The following is a 25,480-nucleotide window of genomic DNA, read 5'->3' on the forward strand; positions in this document are numbered from 1 at the left end:
TCGAGTCAATTTACGTCATATCCTGTAATTTGCCATAAAAAAATAAGCCCTATTCTTAGAATTGGGCTCCTTTATAAACACTGAGGGTCATCCAGTTCATAAACTGCGTAGATTTAAGCGATAAAATGTCATTGACAACTTGATACAACGGCGGAACTCCTTTTTTCTGATACTTATCACTGACGCATTCCCATATGTCTTTGCCGGTCACCTGCCTGTATCCGAGCATCACGAACTCCTCCGCTTTACTGGAGCATAAGACCTCAATCATTTCATTGAGCTCTTGTTCCGTGAGCTCATGGCTCTCCTCCATGGCGTCGTCCCCGGTAAAAACCATTGTCTCCTCCTCGAAGACATGGTCTGTGACCGCTTCGTGCTCTTGTATGCCATAGGTTGCCATAGCGCCCTCCACGGTAGCTTCCATGACAGCTTCCAGGGCATTGGCCTCGGGGGGGGCTGTTAGGCTTTCCGTGGAGCTTTCCCCGGAGCTTTCCAGCGTTGTCTCCACGACAGTTTCCAGCGCAGCAGCCTCCTCGGCCAGGAGCTCGGCCTGGGTTACTTCGGTCCGTATGCTTTCCTCAGCCTCGTCTTCGGCAATGGACTCCTCGGCAGCAGGCACGCTGCCATCAGCTTCAGGAACCTGATTTCTTCGTTCGTTTTCTTCTTCATTCATGGGAGTCCCTCCTTCGCGTTTTCCTGAGGAAAACACTTTTCATCCGTGCATCTATTCGCTGCCGCTCCATCATTTTCCTGCCTGCCGCTAACATGTCCATAAAATGTTAGCATGAGCTTGGACGATCCCTGCATATCCATAAAGTATATAAGTATGGGAAGAGGGAATCGCATTGACCAAGCAGTCATTTATCCGGGGTACGATGATTCTGTTGGCCGCTGGCATTATCAACCGCATTCTCGGCTTCATTCCGCGAATTACGCTTCCGCGCGTCATCGGGCCGGAGGGCATCGGGCTGTATCAAATGGGATGGCCTTTCCTCTCTGTCATCCTGACGATTGTTACAGGCGGAATCCCCGTTGCCATAGCCAAGCTGATCGCTGAAGCCGAAGCCGAGAATAATGAATCCCGCGTACGCAGCATATTGCGGATATCACTAGCACTCACGATCGGGCTCAGTTTGATATTTACAGCTGTCTGTGTGCTCGGCGCCTCCTGGATTACCAGTCATCTGCTGACGGATTCACGGGTCTACTACACGTTTCTTTGCATGAGTCCTTTAATTCCTGTCATTGGCCTCTCCGCGGTGTTTCGCGGCTATTTCCAAGGCAGACAGAACATGATCCCGACCGCGACTTCACAGACGGTAGAAACGCTGATCCGCATCGTCATGGTGCTGGTCTGCTCATATCTCATGCTTCCATATGGGATCGAATATGCAGCGGCTGGAGCGATGATCGGTGTGCTGGCTGGCGAAATTGGAGGGCTGCTCTTACTTGCCTTACATTTCAAGTTGAATAAACAAACGCCGTTAACGATGGACAAAGTACAAATCGGCATCCACAAAACCAGTGGCAGATTGTCCAACCTGCGGCGCATTCTGCGCATCTCAGTCCCAGTAACCGGGAGCAAGCTGATCGGGGCCGGCTCCTACTTGTTTGAATCGATTCTAATTGCCCAAAGCTTAGCCATAGCCGGCATCTCCGTGTCCATGGCAACATCGCAATACGGAGCGCTGCAGGGCATGGTCATTCCCATTATTTTGCTGCCCAGCGCCTTAACGATGTCCTTGTCGGTATCCTTGGTTCCTTCGCTGAGCGAGGCGCTCGCCCGCAAGGATATGAAAACCATCCATATGCGGCTGCACCAGTCCTTGCGGCTCGCACTTGTTACCGGCGCGCCATTTGCGGTGTTGATGTTCGTCCTCGCCGAACCGATTTGCCGGTATATGTACAATCAGCCTGATGTCGGCGTCATGCTGAAGATCATGGCCCCAATTGCGCTGTTCATTTATTTCCAGGCTCCGCTCCAATCAGCGCTTCAAGCATTGAACAAGCCTGGGGCCGCCTTGATCAACACTTTGATCGGTTCAACGGTCAAACTGACGCTCATCTACTTTCTGGCGAGCAGACCAGAGCTGGGCATACGCGGCGCGATTTTTGCCATCAATGTAAACATCGTTCTCGTCACGCTGCTGCACTGGAACAGTGTCGTCCGTTTATTGAAATTCCGCATGGAAGGCAGTGACTTCGGCAAAATTATCGCGGCTATGGCCCTTACTGGAGTTTGCATCTACGCCGCGATGTACATGCCCTGGTCAGAGACCGAGTGGCTGCGCTTCAGCACTGCCTGCTTGATCGGCATCCTCATGTACTTGTTATTCATCGTCTGGTTCAAGCTGATCAATCAGGACGACCTGCTACGTGTATTCCGCATCGGCAAAAAAATCATTCGCTAGCCGTCAGCGCTTCTTGTCGATGAAGAATCGGCCCCGGTGGTCAATTGAACAGTAGAACACTTCTTTAAAATCCTTGAGGCCTTTCGCTTGCAGCTGATTTTTTAGCCAGAAACGGGTCTTGCCAATTTTATCTAAATTATCATCTTGAACCTTTCCGTCCATAATGAGAGGCAGCGGCAGCCCTTCGTACCTGATCGTCCCTTTCGGAAGATCGTGCTGGCCCGCCGTCTCTTTCCCTTCTTTTTCCACCACACTCAACTTGCCCGAAGGCTCCAAAATCGCGAATTCCACATCCGCCACATTCATGACTCGGTTCTGTCTCAATTGCAGCATCAAATCGTCCAGGTTGTACCGGTGCTTCTTCATCTCCTCCCGGTTGATCTCCCCGTTTTTAATCAAGACACTCGGTTCCCCATCGAACAGCACGCGAATCGTTCTGCTTTTGAGCGTAATATAGGCGAGAACGACTTGGATCAAGACAAGCGTAGCCATCGGAATGATCCCGTCCATTAACGGTTTTCTCGAGTCCTCGAGCACAAACACGGCAATTTCCGCAATCATAATCGAGATGACTAAATCAAAGAGCGATAGCTTCCCTATCTCACGTTTCCCCATGATGCGGAGCATGAGAAACACCACGAAATAAATCAGCACAGTACGCAAAAAAATGGTCAGAATATCCATTGGATCTAGCCTCCCCAAGCGTATGCTTACGATGCTAGCTTTCCGGTAGAAAGCCTTACTTCTCGGAGTTCAATGGTATTCTGACCGCTGATGTACTTGATCATGCAGTTTTTACTTATTCAATTGTTGGCAATTACAGCAGAAATAAGTTGACATAAATCGTAGCGACGATGATGAGCAAGAGCGCAATCGGTGCGGCGATCACCATATAATCCCGCTGCGAGAAGCGCGCTTCGTGATGTGCCGCGAGTCCCGCAGCCAGCATGCCCGCAGCCGAGCCTAGAAGCGTCGCGCCGCCTCCAACTGCAGCGCCGATCAAGAGCGACCACCATAGTGGCGTCACTGAGACTGGGGCCGAGCCGGAACTGGCCAGCATCAGCATCCCCTGCATGTGCTGCAGCACAGGCGTGATGGCGGCCACATACGGGACATTGTCCAACATGGCCGAGCCGAAGCCTGTTAACCACAACACGAGCATGGACATGAACGTAATGCTGCCTTGCCCGATCTCAAGCCCTCTGGCCGCTATGTATCCGCTCACGCCTGCGTGCGCAAGTCCCCCTGCCATGATGAACAGGCCGAGGAAGAAGAACAGCTGCGAGTCCAGCAGGAGATTCGCCGCGCTGCGATAATCTTTGCTCCGCGCCAGCGTTACGATTTCCTTGTAATTCAGCGCAAGCATGACTACAGCCCCGCCTAGGGCAATATAAGCGGCACTCCAGCCGAGCAGGCCCTGCAGGATGAATAAAATCAAGGTGACAGCTGCTGCTATGCTGCTGCCGATAAGCAGTACGCGATCTTTGGTCAGATAGGATGAGGGCTGCAGGTTCGATAAATCCTTTTTATAAGATTCAGCGGGAACAAGCTTTTTGCCATAGATCAGCCACATGATCACATAAATGACGACGAGCATGACAATGACGAGCGGTGTCAGCACGAGAAGGAACTGCGCCATCGTCAGCGGCGCTGCCAAGCCGACCATGCGATTCGGCATATGGCCAAGCATTGTCGCCGCACCGCCGATATTAGCCGATAAGATCAGCGAGATCAGAAACGGAACCGGGGACAGCTTCATTGATTTCGATAAACTGAGTACGGCAGGAACGATAATGGCAATAGCCAGCAGGCTATCCAGCAAAGCCGAGACGACGGCCGTCAGCAGAGATAAACCTATTAAAATCGTAAATGGCTGAAACCGGTATTTTTGGATCACCGAACTGGCGGCGTATGCGATCAGCCCTGTTTTCTGAAAAACCCCGGAAATCGCGAATAAGCTCACGATGAACAGGATCGTCTGCCAGTTGGCATAAGACGACAAGGCTTGGCCGACCGGAACGTTGCCCAGCACGATCATAAGCAAAGCCCCGCCTAATGCGGTATAAGTTCGGTTCCATTTTTCAATCAACAGACAAACGTAAGCGGCGGCGAATATGACGATCGCCATCATCGCCTGCCATAAGACAGGCCCTTGTGAAAATTCAGACATCCTCACATCTCCCTTCCAACAGTTTGTACTAATTCTATGTTTGGCCCCATACAATGATGTTAACGGAAAAATTGAATATAAGAAAGGAAAGATGCCTATGAACCCCATCAAAACGGTTAGCCAGGTTCGCGTTACATCTCCTTTAATGTCCGGCCTTGTTTATGCATTTATTATGACAACGATCGGAACGCTAGTCACATCCTTGTTCTTGCTGCTATCCAACGCACAAGAGAGCTCCTTACATACGTTAACGACAATTATTCATGCCGTTTCCCTGTTTATCGGCGGATGGGTATCCGGCAAACGGGCTGGCAACCGCGGCTGGTACTATGGCGGCATGGTCGGGCTCGTGTATTTCATCCTGATCTTCCTGGTTGGCTTTCTCGCTTTTGATGCCGGTTTCAACCTGCAATCTCTGCAGCTTCTGGGGATTCTCTTCGCAGCTGGCGCGCTTGGCGGCATGCTGGGTGTGAATACCCGCAAATAAGACGTTTCCGTGAAGTTAACACCATCCTCCATAAATTATGGTATAATGTCATAGTCCTTCACAAACCATTTCCAATTTTTAGGGGGAAACCATCATGAATCCCTTCGGGTCTATGACACATGCAACAGTTTACATTGTCATAACCGTCTGTGCCTTCCTCATACTAGCGGTACGCGCCAATCCTTTTACCATAGCCGGCAGCTTTGTTCAAGAGATATTCACTTCCCGTAAATATCTGCTTCATTTCACTGCGATGATCACCATACTCTTCTTTAATAAACTAGAGATGTGGGTCGAGAAAGGCATGAAATACCGCGCCGATTTCACAGGGGCGATCTACCGTATTGAAGGTAATTTTGTCGCCAACATTCAACACTGGTTCCACCAAGATCTTTTGACTTATGTCAGCAGTTATTTCTACGTGGTCGTTTTTCCCGCAGTCATGATTACATCGATTGCTCTATATACGTATCAGAAAAACTATAAGCTCTTCTATGCCATTTGCTATGCGATTATGTTTAATTATATGATTGCGATTCCGTTCTATCTGTTCTTCCCGGTTAACGAAGTCTGGTCGTTCCACCCGAACGTGAAGCTGCTTATCCTCGATGTCTTTCCTACGTTCGAACAGGATTACAGACCGTTGTCCGGGCTCGATAACTGCTTCCCGAGCCTGCATACGTCGATCTCGGTTTCCATGGCCGTCATTGCCGTTCAAAGCCGTAATAAGTTCTGGAAGTATTTTGTTCCCTGCTCTTCGGCTTTCATTATCTTCACAATCTTCTACCTCGGCATCCACTGGTTATCGGATATGTGCGCCGGCGTCATTCTAGGTGTGGTGGCTGCGAGAGTCGCTCTCCGGATCGCCGAAGATCGCCTCGTGCTTGGCGAGCACGCACTGATGCAGCCATTTAACAAAAATGAATATTAACTAAGCCAAACAAAAAGCGAGAACCTGAGTGAAGGATCTCGCTTTTTGTTGTTATCGGACTATTCCTTAGCCGCAGCACTCTGTGTAACAGAGTTAATCGCAGATCGGTCAAACGTCATTTTCGTTGCATCGTTGACGCGAAGCACGCAAGTGTCTTCAGTGATCTCCATAATCGTGCCATGAAGACCTCCAATCGTCACGACCTTATCGCCCTTTTTCAACGCGCCAAGCATCTGGCTACGAGTCTTTTGTCTTTTTTGCTGTGGACGGATAAGTAAGAAGTAAAGAACGACAAACATCAGCACCAGCGGGCCGTATGTATACAAATAACCTACTGCGCCAGTATTTGTTGTAGCAGCATCAGCCAATAGAAACATGGGTTCCCTCCTTTCTTAAAATCCTCTTTCATTATCATTCAGCCCATATGATTCGAAGAAGGCATCACGGAAATCGAGCAGACGATCATCCATAATGGCTTGTCTCACATCGCGCATGAGCTGTAGCAGAAAGTGAAGGTTATGATAAGTCGTCAGTCTAATGCCAAAAGTTTCATCCGCTTTTATTAAGTGCCGAATATACGCCCGGCTGTAGTTCTGGCAGGTATAGCAGGAACAATTAGGATCAAGCGGCCCGAAATCCTCCGCATACTTCGCATTGCGAACCACCAGACGGCCTTGGCTCGTCATACAGGTTCCGTTACGGGCGATGCGCGTTGGCAGCACACAGTCGAACATGTCAATACCACGGATCGCTCCCTCAATCAAGGCATCCGGTGAACCGACTCCCATTAGGTAACGGGGCTTGTTCGCTGGAAGCAGAGGCGTCGTGTAATCCAGCACTTCGTACATCAAGTGCTTAGGTTCACCGACACTTAGTCCACCAATAGCATACCCCGGGAAATCCATGGAAGTCAACTGTTCCGCGCTCAAACGGCGCAAATCTTCGTGCATGCCGCCTTGGACGATAGCGAACAAACCTTGATCATGCGGCCTTGCATGAGCGTTGAGGCAGCGCTCCGCCCAGCGGGACGTGCGCTCCAGCGAATTTTTCAAATAGCTGTACTCAGCCGGATACGGCGGGCACTCGTCAAAGGCCATCATAATATCGGAACCGAGCGCGTTCTGAATCTCCATCGCCTTCTCCGGCGACAAGAACAGCTTGTCCCCATTCAAGTGCGATTTGAATTGTACACCTTCTTCCGTAATTTTGCGGATATCGCTTAAGCTGAACACTTGGAAACCGCCGCTGTCTGTCAGGATTGGACGATCCCAGTTCATGAACTTATGCAGGCCGCCGGCCGCTTTCACCAGCTCATGACCAGGGCGCAGGAAGAGATGATACGTATTGCTCAAAATGATATGAGCGTCCATCGTTTTTAATTCCTCAGGGCTCATCGTTTTCACTGTTGCTTGCGTGCCTACCGGCATGAATGCCGGCGTTTCGATCACGCCGTGCGGCGTATGCACGCGTCCGAGACGCGCACCGGACTGCTTGCATGTTTTGATCGCTTCGTAAGTTACTGCTGGTGCCACTATCTTCACTTCCTATTCTAGTAAATAAACATTGCATCGCCGAAGCTGAAGAACCGGTATTGCTCTTCGACCGCCTGGCGGTAAGCCTCCATCACATGCTCCTTGCCGGCTAATGCGCTGATCAGCATCAGCAGCGTTGACTTCGGCAGATGGAAATTGGTGAGCAGCGCATCGACAACCTGAAACTGGTAGCCGGGATAAATGAAAATGCTGGTCCAGCCGGATGCAGGCTTGATGACTAGCGGACCGTCGCTTGCTCCAGACGACTCCCTGCTCAAACCGGCGACTGTCTCCAACGTCCGGCACGAGGTAGTGCCTACGGCAACGACCCGCTTCCCGCTCGCTTTCGTACGGTTGATCAGCTCCGCCGTCTCCGCTGTTAATTCAAAGTATTCCGCGTGCATTTGATGCTCTTCGACCTTATCAACAGACACAGGACGGAATGTTCCGAGACCCACGTGCAGCGTCACAAAGGCAATCTGCACGCCCTTGGCGCGCAGCCGCTCCAGATATGCTTCCGTAAAATGCAGCCCAGCCGTCGGTGCAGCCGCAGAGCCTTCGTGCTTCGCATAGACAGTCTGATAGCGCTCTTTCTCTGGGAGCTGCTCCTTAATATAAGGCGGCAGCGGCATTGTTCCCAGCTTATCCAAAATTTCATTGAAGATACCGCTGTAGCGGAATTGCAGCACCCTCGCGCCCATCTCGCCTTCCTCCAGCACTTCGGCAGAGAGGAGAGGCTCCGCATCCGATCCGGCATCCGTGCCGAACACGACGACAGCTCCCTGTTTCATCCGTTTGCCGGGTTTCACCAGCGCTTCCCAACGGTCATCGCCTAACGGTTTGAGCAGCAAAATCTCAACCTTGGCGCCGGTATCCTTCTTCAAGCCAAAAAGCCGGGCTGGAATGACTCGCGTATCGTTCATCACGAGCAAATCCCCGGCTTCCAAATATTCAGCCAAATGCTCAAACATGCGGTGCTCAATCGCCCCCGTCTGTTTGTTGAGGGTGAGCAGCCTGGACGCCGTCCGCTCGAGCAGCGGCGTCTGGGCTATTAACAACTCTGGCAAATCAAAATCAAATGCATGTACATCCATCTTGTCTATTCATTCCTTAGTTATGTTGACTCCAGCATAATAAGTCTGAAGTATCTTTTGATAGGTATAGCCTAATTCTGCGTACCCTTTAGCTCCCCACTGAGACATGCCCAAGCCGTGTCCATTACCGGTTCCCCGGAAAATAAACGATCCGCCTTGTACGGGGCCTGTCGATTCCGGCATGCTTGTTCCCGGTGTTGTCGTCGCCTGAGGCTGAGCCGTTCCAGAAGCGCCTAGCGCGGTGAGATCGCTTGGCTTCAATGTAGCAGGCTGGCTTTGCCCGCCGGATAACACATAGATGGTCTCCGCAGACTGGCCGCTGCCCGTTGTTTGTCCCGCTCCGGCAATAGCAAGGCCGTCCGATGCAGACGATGGTGCCGAAGTATTGCCGACAGAATTACCAGTACCAGTATAACTTCCTGCCACTTCAATTTCAAACCGCGTGCTTGGCAGCCCGCCCAGGGCAGACCTGAGAGCATCCGGATAAGGCACTTTCACGACGACGCCGTTCGCTTTCAGTTCCGTGACCCTTCCCGACGGGCCTCGTTTGGAAATTTCCAACGATTTCAAGTCGCCGTTCACCGTCACGCCAGCCGCTGTGAGCTTGCTTTTAATGTCAGCCGCATTGTAAGGTCCGCGTATCCAGGAATACGCATTGGACTCCGTCTCCTGGCCGAGCACGACCACACGCTCCTTGGCTGCTAACTGGTCAATCGCCGGGTTGGCACTATTATCGACGTAAGGAGCGAGCCGGACATTCACATTCGCTTCTGTCGCTTCAAAGTAAGCTGCGCCATCTTTGTTTTTAGCGCCGGTATCCTTCAAATAAACCGCCGACACATAACCGGTCCGGCCATCTGCAAGCATGACGCGATTCCAGACGGCTTTGCCTTTCTCTGCACCCTGATCAGGGCTTGATACACTTCGCAAATAAGCGACCGGGTTGCCCCATACCTCGGAAGGATCGGCAGTCATGCCGCCTGCATTCGATCCGAAAACAGGCTCAATCAGCGCGTTATTGTAGGTCAGCACTTCGCCTTTCGTCGTATCAACGGCTTGAATCCCGTTGGCGAACTCGCGCTGCATGCCATAATAAGCCTGATCCAGCGTCGTATCGGATACTTGCGCGATCTCATATTTATTACCCTGCTTGAGCGCAAAGGTGCGCGCTGCCACCGCCTGGGCTTTGAGCGCTTCCGCCGGCCACCCGGAGCTGAGCTCCGAGCCCAGTACGCTGTACAAATACTGTTCAAGCGGGAGCTCATTGATCAGAGCCAGCTTGTCATGGTAAGCGCTCATCTCCATATCCCCGCGATAACTGCGATCCGCGCGTTCCTTGACGGAGATGCCGGCCGCCTTCGGGTGAATCCACGTTTTCTGATTGGCAGCGCCGCCAGCAAAATGTGGCATCGCGTCTGTGCCATTCGTGGACAAGGTCACGTCCGACCTCTTCAACAAATAAGGAAGCTGCGTATTCGCTTCCACTAGCGAGACCCCGGCAGCCGCCTTCAGCGCCGCTTGTTTGACCGCATTCAGCTGGTCAGCGGTCGCTTCACTGCCGACCCACACCGTGTAGGTCAGCCTGCCGTTGGCGTCCTCTTGCAAAGCCACATCCGCGCTCAGCCCAGCTTGCTGATAAACGCCGGCTTGCGCAGCCGCAGCCGCTTCCGAACCGAATGCGCCCGTTGTCCAGTGAAGCGGACCGGTTAGAACCGGCGCAGCCGCCATTGTCTGCGCTGCCACAGTCGTATCTTTCAACGCTTGAGCTTTGGCGCTCTCCGCTGCTTCTTTCGTCGGATAACTGCCGTAAAATACTTGGTACACCGTATTCCCCTGTTTCGGCCTGCTCAGGATATAGCTGTCGCCCGCCATCGTGGCCAGCTTCCCATATAACGCGCGCGCGGCAGCAAAATCAGGTGTTTCCAGCATCATCACGCTGAACTGGTCCAAAGAAACGCGCGCCGATGCGCTGACCGTTGTCCAGATGTGGGCTTCATCCGTTCCGGCAGTACGCACGCCGATGTCGAGTCCACTGGCAGAGGACAGAGTGACAACCGGTTCTACCAGTTTATACTTATTTGAATCTATAAAAAGAGCGACGCGAATTTGATCCGTATGTATAGCTGCATCCGCATAAGCATGGGGCTGTAGCGTAAGCGCGCCCAGCGTTAGAGCGGCCGTAGTAAGCATAAGTATGGTCTGCGGTGCGGTCCGTTTAGTCCGTTTCATTCGACAAAAATTCCCCTCTTTCGTTACGTTTCTAGTAGTATAGACTCTATGAAAGGCAAGAAGTTTTGTTTACTAGCTAATAAAAAAACAAAAAAAATCTCTTGCCCGCCTTCGTTCCAGCAGAGGCAAGAGATTTCCTGGGTTATTTGGGTTCCGGCATCGGCAGGCCGAGATGCTGATAAGCTAAGGGCGTTACCATCCGGCCGCGCGGGGTCCGCTGCAAAAATCCGATCTGCAGCAAATACGGCTCATAGACGTCTTCGATCGTCTGACCTTCCTCGCCGATCGTCGCCGCAATCGTCTCCAGGCCGACAGGACCGCCCTGGAAGCTCTGAATGATCGCACGCAGCATCTTGTGGTCGATCTCATCAAGACCAAGATCATCGACCTGGATGAGCTTCAGCGCAATCTTGGCAATATCCACGGTGATGATGCCGTCGCCTTTCACCTGAGCAAAATCGCGCACCCGCTTCAACAAGCGGTTGGCGATACGCGGTGTCCCGCGCGAGCGCATGCCGATCTCGCGGGCGGCTTCGCCGACGATGCCGACCTGCAGGATGTCGGCAGTCCGGCTGACGATATAGGTGAGCTCATCCACCGTATAGAACTCCAGCCGGCTGACGACCCCGAAACGGTCGCGCAGCGGCGCCGACAGCAGGCCGACACGCGTCGTCGCGCCGACCAGCGTGAACGCCGGCAGGTCCAGACGCACCGAGCGCGCGCTTGGGCCCTTGCCGATGATAATGTCAAGGGCATAGTCTTCCATCGCAGGATATAACACCTCTTCCACGGTACGGTGGAGACGATGGATCTCGTCGATGAAGAGCACGTCGCCTTCCTGCAGATTCGTCAGGATGGCGGCCAAATCCCCCGGCCGTTCAATCGCGGGGCCGGAGGTCGTTCTTATATTAACGCCAAGCTCATTGGCGATGATGTTGGACAAGGTCGTCTTGCCAAGACCTGGAGGCCCGTACAGCAGCACGTGATCGAGCGCTTCTTTGCGCATCTTGGCTGCTTCGATGTAGACTTTCAGATTTTCCTTGGCCTGCTGCTGGCCGATATATTCGGCCAAATAACGGGGACGCAGGCTGTACTCGATCACTGAATCCTCCATCATTAAATTCGCCGAAATAATTCGGTCATTTTCCATTGGGGTGCCTCCTAAACATTACATCGTATACAAAGCTTGCAACGCGAGCTTCATCAACACATCGACAGAATCGTACGGCTGGGCCTTCGGCTTCACCTGCAGCCAAGCTTTGTCTGCTTCCGCCTCCGTATAGCCGAGCGCCATCAGCGCTTCCTTCGCTTCCGTCCAAGCGTTGCCGTGCTCGCTAACTTGCGTGGCGCCGACTACACTTAACGCTACAGCCGCTTCCGGACTCGTTAAGCTGACAGAGCCCAGCTTGTCTCGCAGATCCAAAATAATGCGCTGCGCTGTCTTCTTGCCGATTCCCGGCAGCTTGGTCAAAAACGCCAAATTTTCCTGGCTGATCGCAGCCACGACATTCTCCGGCCTTCCCCCGCCTGCAAGCACGCCCAGCGCCACCTTCGGACCGATACCGGATACATCCAATAACAGCCTGAACAACGACTGCTCATCACGCGTCATAAAACCGAATAATAAATGCGCATCTTCCCTGACGTGATAGTGGATGAACATGGTGATCTCCTCGCTCGTTTTATGAGCAAGCGCATAGGGATTCGGGCAAAACACCCGGTAGCCTACACCGTGCACATCCAGCACCGCATACTCGCTCTCGCAATGAACCACTTTGCCTCTTAGAAAATCGATCATTTTTTCACAACCTCATTTATTTTCGTTTGCATCGTAGAAGAATGGGCATGACAAATGGCAACCGCCAGCGCATCGGCGACATCGTCAGGCTTCGGCACTTTGGCCAGCTTGAGAAAAATTTTGACCATCTCCTGTACTTGCTGCTTCTCCGCTTTCCCATAGCCGACAACGGCCTGCTTCACTTGAAGCGGTGTATATTCGGCCACCGGCAGCCCGGCTTGAACGCCAGCCAGGATGATGACGCCGCGTGCTTGTGCAACCGTAAACGCCGTTGTGACATTGCGGTTAAAAAACAATTTCTCTATCGCCAACGCATCTGGCTTATACTTCTCTATTAATTGTGTCGTAGCATCGTAGACATCTTTAAGACGCACAGATGGGTCTGTATGGGCTTCAGTCTGGATCGAGCCATACTGCACTGGCGTGAGCTTGCTGCCTATTTTATCGATGAATCCGAAACCAACAATAGCAATACCTGGATCGATACCCAGAATTCGCACACGATATCTCTCCCATCCAAAAAAGCGAACATATGTAGTCATTTCATTATAGCAGATCAGCAAAAAAAAGATAGACTCGATTGGTACGATGAGTCGAATTTGAAAATAATTCCAGTCACAACTGTGCATGTCGCGCTGTGCATGCAGCGGCAGAGGTAAGCTGTGCGGTTTGCTTGGCGCTTTGCGGTGGCATGGCTAATGCGGGCTGCGAGCTAGCTCGCGAATCTAACGCGGGTTTTTCGCACTAGGACGACCTCAGCACCCCTTGGACCGAGCCTCTAAAGCGGATTTTCAAGCTCTAGAGCTGTTGGCAACTACCAGCTATTCGCCCACGCTAACACTTCCCGCCCCCTCGCCAGCCCAATAAAAAAAAAAGGCCATCCCGCCAAAATCTGCGGGACAGCCTCGTATTATTTTACTTCATGATTACGGCGTCGTCATTGCGCTCGGAATCTTGAATCGCATACTCGCTAAAGGTAGACAGCACACTGTAATATTCGTCTACGTCAGAGATCCGTATGCCATGCTGCAGCTGCTTCACGGTTTCAACCGGCAGGCTGCTCTCCAAATATTTGATGTTCAACTGGAAAAAGGTGCGGATCACATGATCCTTGCCTAGCGTCCCGTTAAACAGCGACAGATTACCGTTGTCATCAATGCCGAAGACAGCCTTCAGTTTGCATTCCGGCGATAAATCTTCGATCTCATCAGTGAACGTAACCTCGCCGCCTGCTCCCACGCTTAGCGTCCACTCCGGATGCTTTGTTTGCTCGCTCAAGAGCTGGCTCGGTGTCTTAAGGCCCAATCCCTGCCTTTCTTCGCCGCATAAATATGATTTAAGCAGATAGGTTTCTCTGCTGTCGGTAATACCTTTTAATGTGGCTATCGCTTCATTGAACCGGTTCTGATCCGTTGGCGTCTGATTAGCAAAGGTTTCTTTAACAGGCTTGCCGAATCTCGCAGCCTCGGGCAGATAGCCAGCTGTATGCAGCAGCCAACCCGTTGTGCAAATAGCCAGCCACGCGCCAAATGTAACCCACCCCCGTCTCCACCGCAGCTTTCGCTTCAAATGTCTCAAAAAGCTCTGTACATTCACGGAAATCCCCTTCTATTCTTGTTTTTTCCGTATTGTTACCATTTGCGTTGTGCGCTATACATCATTTACCATAAGGGTAATGGCGCAAAGCTAATCAAGACGGACGGTGATGTAAGCATGAAGGGAAACAAACGAATCCGGCCTACAACTCTCCTCATCATCGGCGCGATTGTTTTGTGGGGGGTTGTCGCCCTCTGGAACGAAGTGCAGCGAACGGAAACAGGGCTCCCTGCGGTGCAACCGACGACAGCGGTCCACATGAAGAGCGGCCCATCAGCCAATTCCAACCAAATCGCCATTAATCCTGGCGGAGACAGTGCGAATTTGGGTTCACCTTAGCTGAAACATTTGACTGTGGCCACAGAAATGATATAGTCGAAGTAGACGAATTTTTTCATACTATTCAAGCAGCACGATATAGATAGTTATAAGGATATGGCACTCTAAGGAGGGGAAACAGCATGAACGTAGCAGAACTGCAATTGATACAGTTATCACGCCGGGGTGACCGTAACGCTTTCGTGGAATTAGTAGAACTTTATCGGAGCAAAATTCAAAGGCTTGCTTATCGGATGCTCCACAATCGGCCGGATTCAGAGGATATCGTGCAAGAGACCTTCATCCGCGTCTACTTAAACCTGAATCATTACGATGAGAGCCAAAACTTCTCCACCTGGATCTACCGCATCGGCAAGAATGTAGCGATCGATCTGCTCCGTAAGAAACGGCCGGTGCAGTCTTTGGATGCCGAGTTGTCCGATCAGGATGATGACTACAGCTACTACAGCAAACTAGCCAGCCAAGATCAGTCACCGGAGCATGCTGTTCTTCAAACCGAGATCCAGGAGCATATGCATACGTCCATCAACAAATTGGCGGATAAATATAAAAGCGTCATTACGCTATATTATCTTGAGGAACTGTCCCTCCAAGAAATTAGCGATAAGCTGAATTTACCGATTACTACGGTCAAAACGCGTCTCCACCGCGGACGTGAGCTCCTGCGCAAGAAATGGGGCATGAATTTCGTTGTCGGTTTAATGGTGTTTTTTACCATCGGCATGTTGGCCTAAGCGAAGTGATCCATAATGAAGCAGTACTTTCCCATCAACATGGGGAGGTGCTGCTTTTTTTATGAAATTAGGTCTTCAGTGATGCAAGTGGCAGCTTGGAAAATCATGACTACTACCGCTCAGCACCGGTACCGCCCAATTTAGTTGGGCTCATTCGGAATCCAGCCCACACCGCCACTTGGCGCAACATACTGTAGAGCGGTTAAGCCCTCTTGCAGCAGATCAAGGCTTGCCCATACGCGTGCCACTCCGATTTTGCCGACTTAGTTGCCGAATGCGATGGAATGTTCATCATAGCCTGTGACCCGAATCGATGGTCATGAAAGTTTTTGTACAAACAAAAAACCCCCATCCTGCCGGATGAGAGTTCTATGGCACTTTTGCGCCGTATGAGGGCTGTTATTATACATTGATCCAAGGCAGATTAGGTCTTGGCGCAGGCTCTTCAACTTGAGACTGCTGTTTACGCAAATAATTGCTAACGATATCCGCATTGGAAGGTTTAGCTTTCCGAGTTGCGCCGTTCTTTGCCGATTTCTTCTTGGAACGAATATCGATGTCGACGACTGATTCCGTATCCGTCATTTCTTTCAGCTCATGTGTCTGAACTTGCGGAAGAATCGGAGATTCGTAAGGGGCTGCAAATGGCATCGAATAAGGCGTCATCAAGTCATGCTGCGGCATCATACCATATGGCATCATATTATGGGGCGCCATCATATCGCCTTGCGGCATCATTCCCTGGAACGGCATCATATCACCCTGTGGCATCATCCCCTGGAACGGCATCATATCAGCCTGTGGCATCATTCCTTGGAACGGCATCACATCACCTTGTGGCATCATTCCCTGAAATGGCATTACATCACCTTGTGGCATCATACCATGCTGCGGCATCAAATCGCCTTGTGGCATCATGCCATGCTGCGGCATCAAATCGCCTTGTGGCATCATACCATGCTGCGGCATCATGCCATGCTGCGGCATCATCCCCTGGAACGGCATTGCTCCTTGCGGATGTGTCGCATATAATTCCGGCCCAACCGGATAGCAAGGATCCTGCGGCATGTCGAATAATGGGGCCAATTGCGCCGGGGATTGTTGCGGATAAAAACCCGGCATCGACGGCATCCCATGCGGGAACGTCTGCCATGGCAGTTCCGCTGCCGGCATCGGCGTACCGCCACAGCCACAGCCGCCATCGCTTACAGGGAATTGAGCCTGCATAGGCTGCTCATGCTCCCACGGCGCCTGCGGGAACTGCGAGAAAACCGGATGCGCAGCATTGTCTTCCTCTTCCGCGGGCTGCAAAATGACTTCAGTTGCCTTGATGTGGAACTGATGGAACGGGTGAACAGCCGGCTGCTGCATGTACGGCTGATTCAAATCGCCCGCTTCTTGTACGGGAGCTTGCGGTTGTGTTTCAATCGGCATGTTCCAGCTTGGCATTTCCTGCACTGGCGGCATGCTGCCAATCGGTGATGGCGTTATCTCCTGCACAAGCGGCATGGTTGGCTGCGGAAGCGGAGCCGGAGTCGGAGCCGGAGCCGTCCCGACCGGCATTTCAGGCATTGTGGGTGCCGCAGGTGCTGACGGCTGCTCAATTGGCAGCATCGGCGCGATCGGTGCCGCATTTGTCTTGTAGTTATGACCTGGCAGCGGCGTTTGCGGCGTCTGTTCGCCATGCGCCTTCGGCACATACACGACTTCGCCGGTCATCAGCACGTTCGGATTTTTCAGCTGCGGGTTGGCTTGAATCATAGCCTGCAGCGGCACATCCCAAGCTTTGCCCAGCTTCCAGAGGCTGTCTCCCTGTTGGACTACATGTTTATACACATAGTCGGTCGCAGGGGGTTCGACGGGTTTGGGTCTGGATGGAATTTTCACTTTTTCGCCGATCGACAGCACGTTCGGATCTGAAATTTGAGGATTCAAAGCGATGATCTGATCCAGCTCGACATGGTATTTTTTTGCCAGCTCGTACAGGGAGTCGCCTTTTTTGACAATATGGATCTTCAAAATCTAAAACCTCCTTGTAAAGAGTTTTCCTGAAAAAGACATGCCATGTAAGTACATGTTGCAGTGGTTCTGGCACCCTATCCGGCAGCCCATTCACAATGACATTACAGTTTATGCAGGCAACTAGGCTTTTGACCTCCTTGCGGACAAAAAAATCCCTGACGCTTTCACGCCAGGGATCAAAAAGCTTTATTTGATTGGGAATTCGCCCATTTCAAACGAATAGCTGGGATAGCATCCTAATATTCGCACTTGGCAGCCGATGGCCTCAATTTCCTGGATGGCTGCAGGCAGCAGCACAGAATCCAACGACCCTACGAGATCGATATAAAAATAATAGGTCCCTAATTTTTTCTTCGTCGGTCTGGATTCAATCTTCGACAGATTGATTCTCCGCCAGGCAAAAGCCGAAAGCACCTGATGCAGGGCACCAGGAAAGTCTTCAGGCAGCGTGACGAGAATCGTCGTCTTGATCTGCTCCGAAGCCTCAAGTTCAGGAGCTTCCTGGCCGACAAGGAGAAAGCGGGTCATATTATCCTTATGATTTTGGATCTCTCTTTGCAGTACCGGCACTCCGTAATTGACCGAAGCAATTAACGGCCCAATAGCGGCAACCGTCGGGTCTTGGAGGGTAGCGGCCAGCCGCACACCTTCCGCCGTACTGCTGACCGGCTCGAACTCGGCACCGGACAAATACTGCTTCATGAAGCGGCTGCACTGCGCCGGCACCACGTGATGCGACATCACTTTGCGGATATGTGCGAACGGATTGCCTTCTTCGACCAGCCCCTCCGGCGCAGCGAAACCGATCAAGTTCATATCGATCGGGAATACCCACTCCGCGCGAATCGGCAGATCGACTTCATGCACGAGCCAATCCACATGCAGGTGGACAGAGCCTTCCAGCGTATTCTCAATCGGGATGACACCGAGCTCAGTTTCACCCGCCGCCGTGGCGTTAAAAACATCGGAAATTAATTTATAAGGCACATATTCAAAACGTTCATTTCCCAAAAAATGCCGGGTCGATTCTTCAGAAAACGTACTTGGGCCTAAGATGGCGATTTTCTTCACGCCTTACACCCCCTTAGCGCTTTCCTCAGCGATGAGGACCTCGCTCACCTGATCCAGCCACCCGGCCAAATCGGCATCCTCTTCGCCTAAAGCCTTTGCCGTAACGCCTTCACCGCTCGGCTTCAGCCACAGCGTCTGCGCGCTGACGCCTTCTCGGCGCAGCGTCTCCTTCAAGAACGCTTCCAGCTCCTCCTTGCGGTCGCTGCGCGCGTCTACCAGCGCAAGCATCGTCGGGCCAGCGCCACTCAGCGCCACGCCCAGTGCGCCATGCTGGTCAGCTTGCGCCAAAATTGTCGCCATGCCCGGAATGAGCGGAGCCCTGTATGGCTGATGCAGCGCATCCTTCATGGCGTGGCGGATCATGCCCAAGTTGCCGGTCGCCAGAGCGGCAACGAGCAGCGAAGAATGGCTGAGATTGAACACCGCATCCTTCATCGCCACTTCCTTCGGCATCACGCTGCGCGCCTTCTCCGTGGACAGCTGGAAGTCTGGTATGGCCACCAGAACTTCCAGGTTTTGGTCGGGCTCCAGCCGAATCGCTTCGGCGCGCAGCCCGTCCCAAAAGGCAACCACAATCCCGCCGAACAGGCTCGCCCCCACATTGTCAGGGTGCTTCTCCAGGCGGGAAGCGATTTGGAACAACTCATCCTGCGTGAGTTTGTTCCCGATCAGCGCATTGGCGCCGGCCAGCGCGCCAACGATCGCCGACGCGCTGCTGCCAAGGCCGCGCGTCAAAGGGATGTCGCTGTACATGGCAATGTACAGCTCCGGGTGCGACACGCCCGCCTGGTCAAAGACCATCTGGGCGACCGTATAAATAAGATTCGACTTATCTGTCGGAATGCCGTTCATTTGATCGCCGATCAACTGAATGGTCGTCTTATCCGCAATAGCCATGTCGATATAAGCATATAAATTCAAAGCCATGCCCAGCGCGTCGAATCCTGGTCCGAGATTCGCCGTGCTGGCCGGCACTTTCACTCTTACTTTAGCCATGGAGAGATCACCCCTCCAATTTGCGAATGGCTTCCATCACCGCTTGCTCGGAATCTTGTACGACTAGCGGATCCCCGCCAGACACGCTCTTGATGGCGATATTCGGATCCTTGAGGCCGTGGCCGGTCAAGACGCAAACGACGCTCTCGCCGCCTTTGAAGTAGCCTTCTGCTTTCAGCTTCATGACGCCGGCAATCGATGCCGCTGACGCCGGCTCGGCGAAAATGCCCTCTTTGGCCGCGAGTGTGCGGTATGCGTGCAAAATTTGCTCATCCGTCACATAGTTGATTTGTCCGTCGGACTCGTTCGCCGCATTCACCGCGCTGTCCCAGCTCGCCGGGTTGCCGATGCGAATCGCTGTAGCGACGGTTTCCGGATCGCGGATCGGTTCGCCTTTGACAATCGCCATTGCGCCTTCGGCTTCAAAGCCGATCATCTTCGGCAAGGAGCTGATTTTGCCTTGCGCATGATATTCTTTAAAACCTTTCCAGTACGCCGTGATGTTGCCTGCGTTACCGACAGGAATCGCCAGGAAGTCCGGCGCTTTGCCGAGCTGGTCGCTCACTTCGAAAGCGGCCGTTTTCTGCCCTTCAATGCGGTACGGGTTCACGGAGTTTACCAGTGTGATCGGATGCTTGGCCGTAATTTCACGGACAATTTCCAGCGCGCGGTCAAAGTTGCCCTCGATGGCAATAACCTTAGCGCCGTAAATGATCGCCTGTGCCAGCTTGCCAAGCGCAATATTATTGTTTGGGATGAGGACGATACAATTCAGGTTACCGCGTGCCGCATAGGCCGCTGCTGCCGCTGACGTATTGCCTGTCGACGCGCACATGATCGTGCGGCTGCCTTCTTCCATGGCTTTGGCAACCGCCATCACCATGCCGCGGTCTTTGAAAGAACCTGTCGGATTCAAGCCTTCATATTTGAAATAAATGTCCAAATCAAGCTCATCAGACAGCTTTTCAGCGCGAATGAGCGGCGTATTGCCTTCTTGCAGGGTAAGCAGCGGCGTATTCTCGTTTACAGGTAGGTACTCTTTATAAGTTTGCAATAGGCCCATATATCTCATCTTGGTCAGCGTCCTCTTTTCTATAGTTTAGCCTTCTACGCGGTAGTGGCTTTTGATTTTGTTAATAACATCCATGGATTCAAATTCTTTCAGCACGCTTTTCATGCTCGCTCTGTTGGCATCATGCGTAATAATAATGATTTCCGCCTTCGGATTGCTCGCATTCGGATGTTGGAAAACAGATTCCAGGCTGACTTCGTACTTGGCAAAAATTTGGGTAATCTGCGCAAGCACACCCGCTTTATCTTCCACATGCAATAGAATGAAGTTTTTCGAAGCGATTTGCTCATCCGTTTTAAGCTTCTTCTCTTTATAAGGCGTTAGCACCGTTCTGCCGTTCACGCCCAGCTTGAGATTGCGAATGACCGCCACCAAATCCGCAACGACCGATGTCGCAGTCGGCAGCTCACCGGCGCCAGGGCCGTAGAACATCGTTTCGCCAACAGCTTCGCCCGTTACATAGACAGCGTTGAAAACGCCGTTGACCGCTGCCAGCGGATGCGAGCTTTTGACCATCGTAGGCTGAACGCTTACGGAAATATGGCCGTCATGGCTCTCGGCAATGCCCAGCAGCTTCACTTCATAGCCAAGCTTCTTGCCGTACTGGATATCTTCCTTGCTGACCTGGGAGATGCCTTTCACTTCGACATCATTAAGCGCAATATTGGCATGGAAGCCAAGTGTCGACAAAATCGTCATTTTGCGCGCTGCATCCAGCCCTTCCACATCGGAAGTCGGATCTGCTTCGGCATAGCCGAGCTCTTGCGCTTCTTTTAACACATCGGCATAAGCTGCGCCTTCCTGGCTCATTTTCGTCAAGATGTAATTCGTCGTTCCATTCACGATCCCCATGATCTTCGTAATGCGGTCGGACGAAAACCCTTCGACTAACGTGCGAATAATCGGAATACCGCCGGCCACACTCGCCTCATAGAACACATCGCAGCCCTTTTCGGCGGCTCTTTCCAAAATCTCCGCCCCATACAAGGCCATCAAATCTTTATTCGCAGTTACGATATGTTTGCCGTTGTTCAACGCCGTTAAAATATGCTCTTTCGTCGTTTCCACACCGCCCATAACCTCGACGATCACATCGATTTCGCTGTCATTGATCACGTCCCATGCGTTCTCTGTCAGCTTATCCGGATCTACGGAAATATTGCGGCTTTTCGCTTTGTCTTGCACCAATATTTTTGCAATTTCAATCGGGGAACCTGTCTGACGCAGCAAATCCTCTTGATGCCCTTCCACGATGCGGACAACGCCTGTCCCAACAGTTCCAAGTCCAAGTAATCCTACCTTGATTGGTTTCATTCCATATACCCTCCTAAATTCGTCTTAACTGCCTTGACCGATAATAATGGCGCGCTTGACGCCTTCCATCGCTTGAAGCCGGTCCAACAACTGGCTCACTTCTTCGCCTAAGGACGTCGTCTCCACGGAAACAACGACATTGGCCATACCCTGCAGCGGGATCGTCTGATGGATCGTGAGCACATTGCCTTCGAGAATAGCGATCAGCGCTAGCACCTTGGACAAAATGCCCGAGCGATGTTCTAAATCCATCGAAATCGTAATGATGCGCTCGCGCTCCAACTTGCTCAAGGGATGGATGCCATCCTTGTATTTATAAAAAGCGCTTCGGCTTAAGCCCACCTGCTCGACGGCGTCATGAATCGTCTTCACTTCTCCCCGCGCAAGCAGTTCTTTCGCCTGCACCGTCTTAAGCACTCCTTCGGGTAAAATATCCTCCCGAATCAAATAATACTTTTCAGGCCCTGCATGCTTAATAGAGTGATAAAACCCTTTGTCTTCCGGCACGGTATATCCGTCCTCCCTAGAAAGACTCTTGTTTCTTTATAGTGGACATTATATCGAAATGCGCCGAATGAAGCAATAGGCAATTTCCTTTCAAGTCTGCGCAAACTTTGCTGTTCCGGCTCAAGCTATGTTAAAGTGATAGAATCCCTGAATGAAGGAGACCGATACATGATAACTTTACGCATGATGTCGACGGCATTGCTATGGAACAGCCGTGACGAATTGCTGATGATGAAACGCTCGATGAGCCGCAAGCTGTCTCCCGGCTTATGGGCTGCGGTCGGCGGTCATTTGGAGCCGGATGAGCTGAATAATCCGCGCGCCGCTTGCTTGCGGGAAATCTACGAGGAAACTGGGATTGAATACGATGAGATTGAAGGATTGCGCATGCAATACGTATTGCTGCGACTGAACGGTGATGAAGTGCGGCAGCAATTTTTCTATATAGGCAATACCGATGTCAATCCACGAATCGAGACAAGCGAAGGCTCCCTGCACTGGATCCATCGCGAAGATATACTGGAACGTCCCTTGCCCTACATCTTCCGAGCGCTGCTCGAGCATTACTTCACCGTCGGGCTAACGCCGCATCCTTGGGTCGGCTCTGCCGGCTTACATCCTGAGAGCGGATTACCTACGATTCATTGGCACCCGCTCGTTGATCCCGAGCAAGTATAAAAAAAGGACAAGCCTCGACCGATCGTCGAGCCTGTCCTTTTTTGCTATAGTGCGCTTCCGCCAAACAAGAAACGGTACTCCCAGTGTTTCCCAGCAAAGCTGTCGATCCGCACGCCACCGCTTTCTTTCGAATAAGTGGAAAGAATTTGGCCATTCCCCAGGTAGATCGCCACGTGGGTAATGGTTTGCGTGGCTTTATTCACACCGCTGTAATTCGAAGCCGCCGTTCCCCGGTACTCCATAAAGAACATCAGGTCACCTGGCTGCAAATCATGCCAATCTGTCTTCGCGTTGCCTTTCGCTTTCACGTAATCGCCTTGACCACGGGAGTCGCTAGGCAGCTTCAAGCCGATGCCGTCAAGGAACGCCTGACGGACGAAGTCCGAGCAGTCAAACGTGCTAGTATCGTTGCGGCTGGAGCCGTATTCGTATGGCGTGCCCAAATATTTTTTACCGGCGGCAATCACTTTTTGCACTTGCTCACTCACGGTGCCGCCACTGGAACCACTGTTAGAACCACCGCTGGAATTGTTGCCCGATCCGCTGCCGGATGAACCGTCGGAAACCGTTCCGCTTGTCTGTATGTATTTCGAACTCGTGCTTATGTAACCTTCTCGGCCATCGGATGCTTTAACTTTATACCAGTAGGCGTTCACCTTCAGAAGGATTTGCACCGTTTCTCCAACCTTCAAGTAACGAATGCGGGTGGAGTTCTCGTTCGCTGCTGTTCTAAAGCTGACACTTGCGACAATACGTCCTGTTCCAGAAGCTGGTTGACTCGGCGTCGGCGCTGGTGCTGGAGTAGTTATCGAACCGGATTCCTTAATATATTTATCGCTTGTAGAGACGTAACCGACTTTTCCGCTCTGGTCTTGTACCTTGTACCACCAGCTGTTGACTTTCTCCAAAATCGTCACTTTCTCGCCGGCTTTCAAATAACGAATGCGGGTGGAATTCTCGTTCGCCGCTGTTCTAAAGCTGACACTGCTGACAATTTGACCGGCTGTTGCAGCCGAAGCTTGTTGAGGAAGTGGGACTGTGACAGCGCCAAACGCAATGGCAGGCACGAGTAGAAAGGTCAATAGTTGTTTTTTCATGCTGTAGCCTCCTAATGGTTTTTCGTCAGATAAATGACTTCGTAAGCGTTGATTTTGTCGAAACCATAATCCTTACAATCTTTCGTATGTACAGGCCCGTTTGGGTGGGTGGATAGAAGATTGGAAATCTATTAATCTTTCGACTATTAGATGGTAACACATCCAATTCAGAGGGGTAAAGCTGTAATTATTCCCTGAACATTAAAAGAAGGACGATCCTCATCGCAGCTTCCTGCGCTAAAAGGTTCGCCCTTAACCTGATGACTCTGACTGATGATCATCAACCTGCCGTTCCTGACTCCGCCATTTTTGACTCAAATCCGCCCATCGCCGCATGACCTTGTGCGCTTCTTTTCTGCTCAGCAAATCTTCCGCCAGTTGAAAACCTTCCTCATAGCTGCCAACCTTGTCAAACCAGGTCAAACGCAGGCCCGCATTAAAAATAACATGATCCCGTTCCCTCTTCAGTTCATCTGACGCTTCTCCATCCATGACACGCTGCAGGATGGTGAATTGGTCTTCGATATCGAGAGGCGGGAGTGGTTCACTGGAAAAGCCGAACTTCTGCGGTTCAATCAGCCGGGATTCATCCCCCCAGGGGGTGACAATTCGGATCAGGCTGTTCTGATGCAGCGGCAAGTCCGCTGTCCCCTCCAAGCCATGGATGAAATACACTTGCTGAAAGCCCGAGCGCATCGCCACCGGAATCATCGTTTCTGCCAAAGACGAGCTTTGCACACCGACGATCATCTGGGAGGAATTTACCGGATTGATGACTTGCTCGATCAGGTCGATAATCGTCCTTACGCCCAACTGCTCGCGTATCGGCTTCAGTCTGCCAATCGCTGGACAAAGCGCATCCGTTTGCAAAAAACCGATGTGCAGTTGTTGCGCCATAGCGCCCCAGGCTTTCGCAGATAGCTCGTGAGCGACACCAAATCGCGCCAAAAGTTCGCTCCAGCAGGCACCCCGCCGAGGTCGTTGCGACTCTCCACCGTGCAGCACCTGAGGAAACCCGGCGGATGCAAGCAGCAAGCTAACCGGCAGCGATACGGGAAACAAGCGGTGTCCCTCCGCTGAACAAGCGCAGGTCAACGCATCAGTCAAGGCAGGGTACGGCAGTGAGCAACTGCGAAAAGCATCGATGAACGCCGACAGCTCATCTTCTACCGCCCCTTTCATGCTTAGCGCCATCAAAAAAGCGGCACTACCAGCTTCCGTCACTTCCCCATGTGCCAGTTCAAGCGCTGCCTCGACCGCTTCTTCATAGGATAAGTGTCGGGGACGATCACCTAAGCCGCCTATCACCTGGATCCAATGCTTCAACCGCTCGCCTCCTTTGCACTGCCATATCACGATATTTATATGTCATATTTAATAACATATTATTGATCCAATAATA

25 protein-coding genes are annotated in these 25,480 nt (G+C 51.9%); 6 read left to right on the forward strand and 19 right to left on the reverse strand.

Annotated elements, in window-relative coordinates:
• Positions 1-55: 55 nt before the first annotated feature.
• Positions 56-673 (reverse strand): post-transcriptional regulator, encoded by a 618-nt coding sequence (locus O9139_RS33170; RefSeq protein ID WP_333742451.1) that lies wholly within the window; start codon positions 671-673, stop codon positions 56-58.
• A 172-nt stretch (positions 674-845) separates the two neighbouring features.
• Here O9139_RS33170 and spoVB point away from each other — a divergent pair, with 172 nt between their 5' ends.
• On the forward strand, positions 846-2,411 hold the full coding sequence (gene spoVB, locus O9139_RS05380) for a stage V sporulation protein B (RefSeq protein WP_270878421.1): 1,566 nt from the start codon (positions 846-848) through the stop codon (positions 2,409-2,411).
• A gap of 3 nt (positions 2,412-2,414) precedes the next feature.
• Here spoVB and O9139_RS05385 read toward each other — a convergent pair whose 3' ends face one another.
• Both O9139_RS05385 and O9139_RS05390 read right to left on the reverse strand, forming a co-directional pair.
• Positions 2,415-3,095, reverse strand: a complete 681-nt coding sequence (locus O9139_RS05385) for a DUF421 domain-containing protein (protein ID WP_270878422.1) — start codon at positions 3,093-3,095, stop codon at positions 2,415-2,417.
• 133 nt (positions 3,096-3,228) lie between these two features.
• Positions 3,229-4,581 carry an ArsB/NhaD family transporter gene (locus O9139_RS05390; protein WP_270878423.1) on the reverse strand — a complete coding sequence of 451 codons (1,353 nt, stop codon included), beginning with the start codon at positions 4,579-4,581 and terminating at the stop codon, positions 3,229-3,231.
• A gap of 97 nt (positions 4,582-4,678) precedes the next feature.
• On the opposite strand from O9139_RS05390, the gene O9139_RS05395 reads away from it, so the two are divergent.
• Complete coding sequence (locus O9139_RS05395; protein WP_270878424.1) at positions 4,679-5,068, forward strand: TIGR04086 family membrane protein; 390 nt, start codon at positions 4,679-4,681, stop codon at positions 5,066-5,068.
• 94 nt (positions 5,069-5,162) lie between these two features.
• A complete protein-coding gene (locus O9139_RS05400) occupies positions 5,163-5,999 on the forward strand; it encodes a phosphatase PAP2 family protein (RefSeq protein ID WP_270878425.1) in 837 nt (278 codons plus the stop codon).
• A 59-nt stretch (positions 6,000-6,058) separates the two neighbouring features.
• On the opposite strand, the gene yajC is transcribed toward O9139_RS05400, so the two are convergent.
• The 8 genes from yajC to O9139_RS05440 form a co-directional block, all read right to left on the reverse strand.
• The gene (gene yajC / locus O9139_RS05405) at positions 6,059-6,376 is read right to left on the reverse strand and encodes a preprotein translocase subunit YajC (protein ID WP_270878426.1); all 318 of its coding nucleotides are present in this window, start codon (positions 6,374-6,376) and stop codon (positions 6,059-6,061) included.
• Positions 6,377-6,391: 15 nt separating this feature from the next.
• On the reverse strand, positions 6,392-7,531 hold the full coding sequence (gene tgt, locus O9139_RS05410; protein ID WP_270878427.1) for a tRNA guanosine(34) transglycosylase Tgt: 1,140 nt from the start codon (positions 7,529-7,531) through the stop codon (positions 6,392-6,394).
• 17 nt (positions 7,532-7,548) lie between these two features.
• Positions 7,549-8,625 carry a tRNA preQ1(34) S-adenosylmethionine ribosyltransferase-isomerase QueA gene (queA, locus tag O9139_RS05415; protein ID WP_270878428.1) on the reverse strand — a complete coding sequence of 359 codons (1,077 nt, stop codon included), beginning with the start codon at positions 8,623-8,625 and terminating at the stop codon, positions 7,549-7,551.
• Positions 8,626-8,634: 9 nt separating this feature from the next.
• A complete protein-coding gene (locus O9139_RS05420) occupies positions 8,635-10,854 on the reverse strand; it encodes a SpoIID/LytB domain-containing protein (protein ID WP_270878429.1) in 2,220 nt (739 codons plus the stop codon).
• Between the two features lie 142 nt (positions 10,855-10,996).
• Positions 10,997-12,004: a Holliday junction branch migration DNA helicase RuvB gene (gene ruvB, locus O9139_RS05425; RefSeq protein WP_270878430.1), complete on the reverse strand. Its 1,008-nt coding sequence runs from the start codon at positions 12,002-12,004 to the stop codon at positions 10,997-10,999.
• An 18-nt stretch (positions 12,005-12,022) separates the two neighbouring features.
• The gene (gene ruvA / locus O9139_RS05430; protein ID WP_270878431.1) at positions 12,023-12,652 is read right to left on the reverse strand and encodes a Holliday junction branch migration protein RuvA; all 630 of its coding nucleotides are present in this window, start codon (positions 12,650-12,652) and stop codon (positions 12,023-12,025) included.
• The gene (gene ruvC / locus O9139_RS05435; RefSeq protein WP_270878432.1) at positions 12,649-13,152 is read right to left on the reverse strand and encodes a crossover junction endodeoxyribonuclease RuvC; all 504 of its coding nucleotides are present in this window, start codon (positions 13,150-13,152) and stop codon (positions 12,649-12,651) included. Before ruvC ends, ruvA begins: the two co-directional genes overlap by 4 nt.
• Positions 13,153-13,567: 415 nt before the next feature.
• The gene (locus O9139_RS05440) at positions 13,568-14,248 is read right to left on the reverse strand and encodes a BofC C-terminal domain-containing protein (protein WP_270878433.1); all 681 of its coding nucleotides are present in this window, start codon (positions 14,246-14,248) and stop codon (positions 13,568-13,570) included.
• A gap of 117 nt (positions 14,249-14,365) precedes the next feature.
• Between O9139_RS05440 and O9139_RS05445 the strand changes: the two genes are divergently transcribed.
• Together O9139_RS05445 and sigW are read left to right on the forward strand one after the other, a co-directional pair.
• Complete coding sequence (locus tag O9139_RS05445; RefSeq protein ID WP_270878434.1) at positions 14,366-14,587, forward strand: hypothetical protein; 222 nt, start codon at positions 14,366-14,368, stop codon at positions 14,585-14,587.
• 122 nt (positions 14,588-14,709) lie between these two features.
• The gene (sigW, locus tag O9139_RS05450; protein ID WP_270878435.1) at positions 14,710-15,321 is read left to right on the forward strand and encodes an RNA polymerase sigma factor SigW; all 612 of its coding nucleotides are present in this window, start codon (positions 14,710-14,712) and stop codon (positions 15,319-15,321) included.
• 402 nt (positions 15,322-15,723) lie between these two features.
• Here the strand turns inward: sigW and O9139_RS05455 are convergent, their stop codons facing one another.
• The 6 genes from O9139_RS05455 to O9139_RS05480 form a co-directional block, all read right to left on the reverse strand.
• Entirely contained in the window at positions 15,724-17,340 is a 1,617-nt protein-coding gene (locus tag O9139_RS05455; protein ID WP_270878436.1) for a LysM peptidoglycan-binding domain-containing protein, read from the reverse strand.
• 189 nt (positions 17,341-17,529) lie between these two features.
• Positions 17,530-18,414, reverse strand: coding sequence for a prephenate dehydratase (gene pheA / locus O9139_RS05460; protein ID WP_270878437.1), 885 nt, complete (start codon positions 18,412-18,414; stop codon positions 17,530-17,532).
• 3 nt (positions 18,415-18,417) lie between these two features.
• The gene (thrB, locus tag O9139_RS05465) at positions 18,418-19,410 is read right to left on the reverse strand and encodes a homoserine kinase (RefSeq protein WP_270878438.1); all 993 of its coding nucleotides are present in this window, start codon (positions 19,408-19,410) and stop codon (positions 18,418-18,420) included.
• A 7-nt stretch (positions 19,411-19,417) separates the two neighbouring features.
• On the reverse strand, positions 19,418-20,482 hold the full coding sequence (gene thrC, locus O9139_RS05470; protein WP_270878439.1) for a threonine synthase: 1,065 nt from the start codon (positions 20,480-20,482) through the stop codon (positions 19,418-19,420).
• A 27-nt stretch (positions 20,483-20,509) separates the two neighbouring features.
• A complete protein-coding gene (locus O9139_RS05475) occupies positions 20,510-21,796 on the reverse strand; it encodes a homoserine dehydrogenase (protein WP_270878440.1) in 1,287 nt (428 codons plus the stop codon).
• 24 nt (positions 21,797-21,820) lie between these two features.
• Positions 21,821-22,303: an ACT domain-containing protein gene (locus O9139_RS05480; protein ID WP_270878441.1), complete on the reverse strand. Its 483-nt coding sequence runs from the start codon at positions 22,301-22,303 to the stop codon at positions 21,821-21,823.
• A gap of 168 nt (positions 22,304-22,471) precedes the next feature.
• On the opposite strand from O9139_RS05480, the gene O9139_RS05485 reads away from it, so the two are divergent.
• Positions 22,472-22,981 (forward strand): NUDIX domain-containing protein, encoded by a 510-nt coding sequence (locus O9139_RS05485; RefSeq protein WP_270878442.1) that lies wholly within the window; start codon positions 22,472-22,474, stop codon positions 22,979-22,981.
• Positions 22,982-23,025: 44 nt separating this feature from the next.
• On the opposite strand, the gene O9139_RS05490 is transcribed toward O9139_RS05485, so the two are convergent.
• Together O9139_RS05490 and O9139_RS05495 are read right to left on the reverse strand one after the other, a co-directional pair.
• On the reverse strand, positions 23,026-24,078 hold the full coding sequence (locus O9139_RS05490) for a C40 family peptidase (RefSeq protein WP_270878443.1): 1,053 nt from the start codon (positions 24,076-24,078) through the stop codon (positions 23,026-23,028).
• A 252-nt stretch (positions 24,079-24,330) separates the two neighbouring features.
• Positions 24,331-25,404, reverse strand: a complete 1,074-nt coding sequence (locus O9139_RS05495) for an anthranilate phosphoribosyltransferase (RefSeq protein WP_270878444.1) — start codon at positions 25,402-25,404, stop codon at positions 24,331-24,333.
• Between the last annotated feature and the right edge of the window lie 76 nt (positions 25,405-25,480).

Origin of the sequence: Paenibacillus aestuarii, from assembly GCF_027789125.1 — a bacterium.
In the GTDB taxonomy this organism is placed as follows: Bacteria; Bacillota; Bacilli; order Paenibacillales; family NBRC-103111; genus Paenibacillus_E; species Paenibacillus_E aestuarii.